The organism is Acidovorax sp. GW458-11-26-14-TSB4, assembly GCF_059423865.1.
Window position 1 is genome coordinate 269,450 of record NZ_JBWKYR010000004.1, and the last position, 6,201, is coordinate 275,650.

Genomic DNA, 6,201 nt, shown 5'->3' on the forward strand with positions numbered 1-6,201 from the left:
CGTTGGCTGTGCTGGAGTTGACGCTGGTGATCTGGGGGGACACGCCGTCGATCACGATGGCCTTGCTGTTGCCCAGCGAGTTGGCCGCGCCGGGCGCCGCCAGCGTAAGCGTGCTGGCATTGCCTACCGCATCCTTGATGGTGCCACCATTCAGCGCCAGCGCCGCCGTGCCCAGGTAGTCCAGGTCGGCCGTGGTGTCACCGGCCTGCACGGTGTATTTGAACGTCAGGGTGTTGGTGCTGCCGCCGCTGGCGTAGTTCACCACCTGGTCGGTGGCGCCGGTTTCCAGCGTCAGTTGCGGGGTACCCGTGACAATCACTGTTTCGCTGAAGATGACCCGAATGCTGACGGAGTCGCCCGCCTTGTAAGTGCCGTTGGCGGAGCTGGAATTGACCGACGCGACTGCGGGCCCCGTGTTGTCGATGGTGTACAGCTGGCCTGCGGTGTAGCCGCCGGGGATGGCGTTGTTGGACGTGTCCTTGATGCCGGTCCCTGAACTCTTGAGGTCCAGGCGCACCGTGCCATCACCGGAGATGCTGTTCACCGTTACGGTGTAGGTGTTTCCGCTGCCCGTCACGCTGGAGATAGTGCCGTTGGCAGTATTGCCTTTGGTCAGGGAGAAGTCTGAAGTATCGACCCCGCTGACGCTTTCAGAGAACTTGACGGTGAAATTGACGCTGGTAGCGTTGGTGGTCGCGGTGGAGACGCGGTTGATCGAAGACACCGTGGGCGGTGTGGTGTCAAGAATGGTGTCATCCGCCGCGAACGCCGCCCTGTACTCCACGATGTCCTGCGCATCGAACGGCAGCATCGTCTCGATCTGCCCGGCCCAATACTCCAGGTCCCAGTCGCCGCCCAGCGCCAGCGCGCCGGTGCGGTCGGTGGATGCGGCGATGTCGGCGCCATTGAGTGCGCCGGACAGGCTGTTGACGAATGCCTGCCCGCCTTCACCCTGGGCCACCGAGCAGCCATACAGCAGCAGGTCCGCACCCGGCGCCAGGTGGCTGGCGATCTGTGCGAGCGCAGGGGCCTGCTCTCCCAGGTTGGTGGTGTTCAGGCGCAGTTCGCCCAGGTGCAGTTGCCCTTCGGAGCCGTGGGTGACCAGGTGCAGCGCGTCCAGCGTGCCGTAGTCGGCCAGCGCCAGCGCCAAGGCTTCGAGGCCGTTGCCGCCTGCGGGCAGCAGGATGATAGGCATGGCAGGGTCCAGGCTGGCAACCAGCGTCTCCCAGTCGGCGATGCCGGCATCGATGGCGATGACTTCACGGGTGGCGGGGGTTGTGGACATGGCAGTGCCTTGTGGTCAGAAAAATGGATGGCTGCAGCGATGGCACCGTGAGCGGTGCCGGTGGCTTGCAGGGATAGAGGTGAAAACAGCGGTGGTGCACTGTCAACCGATATGGCCAGCCATGGTGAAACGGCTGGCGCTGAAGTCCTGCGTGGCGGTTTCCACGGGCAGCACTTCGTGGAAATACTCGCTGGGGAAGAACACGATGCTGTCGTTGTGCGGAACTATGCGTGTGAACAGGCTGCGCACATAGGCGCGCGGGCTGAAGCGGCTGTCGTACAGAAGCAGGTCGCCACCGCGGTAGGGCTTGGGCTCGCGGTGGAAGTAGTAGACAAAGCTGATCCGCCGGCCCGTATGGCTGAGCCCGTTGTCCTGGTGGGCCTTGAAGAAGTCGCCGGCCGCGTACGCCGCGATCTTGAGCTGGATGAAATCGATGTCGAACACCGGCATGCCCAGGCGCTCGCACAGCAGCGGCAGGCGCTCGCGGACTGCGGTGCGCATCGCCTCGCCCGGGGCCCCCACGTCGTAGGTGACCAGCGTGCTGCGCTGCTTTTCGTACTGGTCTGCCGCCTGCAACTCCGTCGGCCTGAAGATGCCCTGGCGGGAGATCGCGTAGTCGAGCAGGTGCCGGTTCAGCGCATGGCCGAAGAAGCCATCGAACTGCACGAACGGGGCAGGTGCAAAATCCGATGGCGGCAGGCGTGCCGGTGCATTGCCGCGATTGAAAATGGCGTGCAGCAGATCGATGCGAGGCGCTCCGGCCTTTTTGGCATGCAGGCGCTGGTATTCCGCCGATGCAGCGGGCAGGTCGCCCCGGCGCCGGTGGATGTCTGCCAGCACTTCGTTGTCTGGCGGGGCGATCTTGCCCGCCCCGATCAGCTCCAGCAGGCGCTGGTCGCGCGCCTGCGGTGATGGCGGTGTGCGGTTGGCCATGGCTTCAGTGGGCATGCAGTGCCTCCGATGGGGCGCACATCGCCTGCCATTGATCCCACAGCGGGTTCAGTGGCGCCATGGCGCTGACCATGGCATCCGACACAGGGGCGCGCTGACGCGGGCGAAAGGGGACTTCACCGGCCTGCTTGGCATCGAATTGCGCCACGTGCACCATGCTCGCCTGCTCCGCAGCGTCCAGGCGCAGGCCGAAGTGCTCGGCAATCTCCGCCATGGCGGCCGGCAACTGGGCATAGTTGATCGCCAGAGCCTGCCCGCTCCAATGCGGCAGTGGGGCGGCGAACAGGCGCTGCAGAAGCTGTGCCAACGCCTCGGTGCCATCTGCCTGGTGGCCGCCCAGGGCAGGGGCCAGTTGCGGGTGGGCCGCCCAGCGCGGTGGCCGAGCCACCAGGGACTGCAGCACGTCGACCGGGTCCCGGTAGACGAAGACCCAGGGGGTGTCGGGAAAGAGCGCCAGCAGCTGCTGCAGGTGCAACAGGTTCCAGCTGGTGAATTTGATGAAGCAGTCCACACCGGCTGCAGTGCCGCACAGGGCGTGTACCAAGCCCTTGAGCTGCGGCCACTTCGCCTGCGGGTCCCGGCCGTGCGCCAACAGCCACTGGTTCACGGGCGCAGGCTCTGATATCACGCGGTGGCGGGGTATGCCGGCCAGGCTGCGGCTCACAAGGGTGGACCCGCAGCGCGACACATGGAAGATGAAGCCCGCTGGCGCCTTGGCCGGCGCTACCTCTGCCAGCGCCTCCAGGGGGGTGAGCTTCTGCACGGAGTTCGCCTGGACCAGCGCATCGATGGTCTGGTGAAAGAAGGGTTCCGTGAACAGTGGCTTGGTGCCCGGGTGGATCCACCGGACGAGGCTGCGCTGGCCGGCAGTGGTCAGTTCACAGGGAATCCAGTCGGTGCTCATGCGAATTTGCCACTTTCATAGGAGCGCACTTGTTGGTGGCAAGGCATTCGATTCATGCCGTACGGGTATCGAGCGGGCCCTCATGGCCGTTCAAGCTGAACTCCCAGCAACCTGCAGCTTCATCGCTGCAGTGCCCGCGTTCTGTATCATATTGCAACTGGGAACCAAGGGTATTTGCAGGTCTTTCCGGGCCCGCCAGCCCGGGGGGCCTGGCCTTGCCTTTGGCGCATGCCGGGCAGGCTTCAGGCGAACTCGATCCCCTTGGCCGTTAGGCCGACGAGGTCGATGCGCACTGCGTTGGCATCCAGATTGGCCGCCATCACCACCAGGTCGCTGGCTGACACCCCACCGGCCATCAGGTCGGTGAGCAGCTTGAGCTCACTGTCCGTTCCCGCACGGCCCACCACATTGGCCCACAGCATCTGCGCGATCTGCGTGGGCGTATTCACCCCCAGGAGTTGCAGCCCCAGCCCCGCGATGGTCTGGCTGCCGGCCCCGGCGTCGAGCAGGCGGATCACCTCGCCCACCACGCCCTTGTTGCCCAGCAGGGCCGGGCCGCCCAGGGCACCGAGCAGCTTGGCCGCCTGGCCGGCATTGCCATCGAGGTCCAGCGCCAATTTGGTGTCGCTGAACGTCACCCGCTCCACCCGCGTGGTGTCCAGCATCGCGCCATCGGTCAGGCGCTGCAGGGTGAACGATCCATTGCCGTTGGCCTGCACATGGGTTTGGCCCAGGATCGCGGGGATCACCACTGTGTCGGTGCCCGCACCGCCGTCCACATACCGCGCCAGGCCCAGGGTCGGGCTGATGATGTTGTTGCCGGCATCGCCCGTCACGGTCACATCGCGGATGGCATCCACGCGCACTGCTCCTGCAGCACCCATGCCTTCCAGCAATTGCGCCGGCGTCCTGCCCCCACTCTGCTCGGGGAAGAACTGTGCAAACAAGGTCGCTACTTCCAGCGCCGTCTTGCCCGTCAGCGTCTGGATGATCGCCCCCTCGCCCTGGTTCAGATCGCGGCCCAGCCACTTCTGGAACAGATAGGCCCCGGCTTCTTCTGCGGCGCTGTGCGCCACCGTGAGGCTCGGGCCCGTCGCAAACCGCACCTGCTCCACATCGACCAGCCAGTCGGAGACGCCCGAAGCGGTATGGGTGAGCTTGATGCCGGCCCCCTCCAGTGTGACCGTGTAGTCGCTGCGCGCCCCTTCCTGGATCGCTACGTCGAAGCCGGTGCCGCCGTTGAGCTTGTCGCTGCCCGTGCCGCCGGAGAGCAGGTCATTGCCGGCGCCGCCGAACACGATGTCGTCGCCTGCATCGCCGTATACCTGGTCGTCGCCGGCCTCGCTGCCGACCACGTCGTTGCCGGCGCCGCCATGGATCACATCGTCATCGGGGCCCAGCACGATCCACTGGGCGCCGCCATCGCCGCTGGCCACGTTCTGGCCGGCGCCGCCGATCAGGCGCACATTGCCCACCACGGCGATGAAGTCGATGTTGTCCACCTGGATCACGGCCCCGCTGGGCAGGCTGCGGGCATCCAGGATGATGGCCTGCTTGCCATCGGCGGGTGCATTGCTGCCGGTGATGACCAGGGGCACGGTGGCATCGAAGCCGGTGCCTGCCGTGGGCTTCAGGATCTGCACCGACAGGGGGTCATTGGGCGGCATGCTGGCATAGAACACCTGGCCGGCGTTGATGAGCTCGGGGTTGTCGCCGGCAATGCGTTCGATGCGGAAGCCGAGCTCGGCCAGGGCGGCTGAGCCGGTGGTCGTGCCGCTCAGGCCCTCGGCCTGCAGGCCCACACCCACGGGCACGCTGACCCCCACGATGGGGTGGCCATCGGCGCCCTTGACGAGCGGAATGTCGGCCAGCGGGGAGGGCGTGCCCGGCACATCGGGCCGGGTGGGGACAATCACCGGGATGGTGATGACGGTGGAGCCGCCGGGGCCCGGTTCGGTGGTCACGGGGACGCCGTCGACGGTGGTCGAAGGTGGCGGGGGCGACTCGGGTGCGGGGGTGTTGTTGGTGACTGCCGTGGCAGCCAGGGTGGCGGCGTCGTTGCCGGCGGCGTCCTGGATGGCAGCAGGGTCGTTGGCGCCGCTGGGGTCGGTGTAGGCCACGGTCACGACGTCGCCATTGGCCACTGCGGTGGTCAGGGTCAGGGTGACAGTCTTGGCGGCCGCATTCACGGCAACGGCTGCAACGGCATTGGGGGCGGCACCCACCATCACGCTGAAGGCTCCCGTCGCAGGCGGATTGGCTGCGTCGAGCGCAAGGCCTTCGGTGTAGGTCAGCACCAGGGTCTTGTCGTTGACCGTGGCCGAGGCGAAGACCGGCGCCTTGGTGTCCACCACATAGTTGCCCGACGCAACGGTACCCGTGCGGGCATTGCCTGCGAGGTCCTGCACGCCGCTGTTGGTCAGCACGATGAGGTTGGTGGCGCTCTCGGTGTTGGCGTCCGGGGTGAAGGTGCCTGTCCAGGTGATGCCACCATCGCCGCTGGCCATTGGCGACAGGGAACCGTGCGCAATGGCCAGGTCGGCGTTGTCGAAGCCGGTGACTGCTTCGCTGAAGATGACGCTGACCGTGGCCGTCTGCCCTGCGCCCACCGCTGCGGGCGCCACCGTGACGGTTGCGGTCGGGGGCGTTGTGTCGATGGCGATGGTCTGGCCGGCGGTGAAGCCTGCGGCGATGGCATTGCCCGCCGTGTCGGCAATGCCGGTGCCGCTGGCGTTCAGATCCAGCCGCAGGGCGCCTTCGCCGGTGATGCCGTTGACCGTGACCGTGTAGCTGGTGGCGCTGTTGGCCACCACATTGCCCACGGCACCGGCCACCGTGCCACTGGTGCCGGTGGCGGTGAAATCGGCGGCGTCCACACCACTGACGCCCTCGGAGAAGGTGACGGTGTAGTCCACGCTGGTGGCATTGGTGGCCGCGGGGCCCACCCGGTTGACGGTGGCTACCGCAGGCGCGGAGCCATCGACGACGATGGCCTTGTTGGCGCCCAGCGAGTTGGCGGCGCCCGGCGTTGGCAGGGTGAGCGTGGCATTGTTGCCTGCTG

Annotated in this window: 4 protein-coding genes; all 4 read right to left on the reverse strand. The window is 66.7% G+C overall.

Annotated elements, in window-relative coordinates; all coding sequences use genetic code 11:
- The coding region (locus tag AC07X5_RS11785) for a DUF4347 domain-containing protein (protein WP_494770294.1) at positions 1 to 1,285 on the reverse strand (1,285 nt) is incomplete at its 3' end.
- A 102-nt stretch (positions 1,286 to 1,387) separates the two neighbouring features.
- Entirely contained in the window at positions 1,388 to 2,233 is an 846-nt protein-coding gene (locus AC07X5_RS11790; protein WP_494770295.1) for a 2OG-Fe(II) oxygenase, read from the reverse strand.
- The gene (locus tag AC07X5_RS11795) at positions 2,223 to 3,140 is read right to left on the reverse strand and encodes a sulfotransferase (RefSeq protein ID WP_494770296.1); all 918 of its coding nucleotides are present in this window, start codon (positions 3,138 to 3,140) and stop codon (positions 2,223 to 2,225) included. The genes AC07X5_RS11790 and AC07X5_RS11795 overlap by 11 nt, the downstream gene beginning before the upstream one ends.
- A gap of 242 nt (positions 3,141 to 3,382) precedes the next feature.
- Positions 3,383 to 6,201, reverse strand: a 2,819-nt coding sequence (locus tag AC07X5_RS11800; RefSeq protein WP_494770297.1) for an Ig-like domain-containing protein, incomplete at its 5' end; no start/stop codon positions are given.

What these genes read in the sequence shown, in the direction of transcription:
- AC07X5_RS11790 (WP_494770295.1), bottom strand. Translation starts at nt 2,233, where the DNA reads ATGCCCACTGAAGCCATGGCCAACCGCACACCGCCATCACCGCAGGCG.
- AC07X5_RS11795 (WP_494770296.1), bottom strand. Translation starts at nt 3,140, where the DNA reads ATGAGCACCGACTGGATTCCCTGTGAACTGACCACTGCCGGCCAGCGC.